Source organism: Phyllobacterium sp. P5_D12 (genome assembly GCF_054049495.1).
Genome location: NZ_JBFUMG010000969.1, coordinates 1 through 1,044, shown reverse-complemented (window position 1 = coordinate 1,044; position 1,044 = coordinate 1). Strand labels below are relative to the sequence as shown.

Here is a 1,044-nt window from a genome sequence, read left to right as displayed (position 1 = left end):
CAGCGTCTCCATGCGCTTGCGCAGCTTGTTGTAAAACCGTTCCGCAATACCTTCCTGCACGAGGATGCGCGAACCGGCGCAGCAGACTTCGCCCTGGTTGAACCAGATGGCATCGACGACGCCTTCCACCGCCCCGTCCATGTCCGCATCTTCGAAGACGATGAACGGCGACTTGCCGCCGAGCTCCAGCGACAGCTTTTTCTCCGAGCCGGCAATCTGTCTGCGGATGATGCGGCCAACTTCGGTCGAACCGGTAAACGCGACCTTGTCGATATCCTCGTGGCCGCAAATCAGTGCGCCGGTTGAACCATCGCCATGCACGATATTGACAACACCGGCAGGCAGGCCAATTTCATGGCAAACTTCGGCAAAGGCGATTGCCGTCAACGGCGTCAATTCCGCCGGCTTGAGGACGACCGTGTTACCGGCTGCCAACGCCGGAGCGATCTTCCACGCCAGCATCAACAGCGGGAAATTCCACGGGATCACCTGCCCGCACACGCCGACCGGAGAGAAGCCTTCGAACTCGGTCTCGACCATCTCGGCCCAGCCGGCATGGTGGTAAAAATGCCGGGCAACCAACGGGATATCGATGTCACGCGTTTCGCGGATGGGCTTGCCATTGTCCATGGTCTCGAGCACCGAGAAGAAGCGCTCGCGCTTCTGGATATGGCGGGYGATGGCATAGAGATATTTGGCGCGCTCATGTCCCGGCAATTTGGACCATTTGCTGAAGGCGGCGCGTGCGGCTTTCACCGCGGCATCGACGTCCGCTTTCGCACCGTGCGCAACCTTCGCCAGCACTTTTTCGTTGGCCGGATTGATCACTGCGAAGGTCTTGAGGCCTTCACTGCCGGTAAATTTGCCATTGATGAAATGACCGAAGCCCTTTTTGTTGGCATCGAGCCATGCCTGAACGTCACTATTGCTCTCTGGAGCTGGGCCATATTCCATGGTGCGAAGGATGTCCTTGATCTGTCCCATGATTTTGTTCCTTAGGCGAGGGCGTGGCGCGAAGACGCGGCGTAGCGGCCCGTCACGTAA

At 58.7% G+C, this 1,044-nt stretch carries 1 protein-coding gene; it reads right to left on the bottom strand.

Annotation, left to right across the window (positions count from 1 at the left end; translation table 11 throughout):
• Positions 1–984 (bottom strand): aldehyde dehydrogenase family protein (locus tag ACXJ5O_RS28050; protein WP_457302772.1); only part of this gene is annotated, 984 nt, incomplete at its 3' end.
• Between the last annotated feature and the right edge of the window lie 60 nt (positions 985–1,044).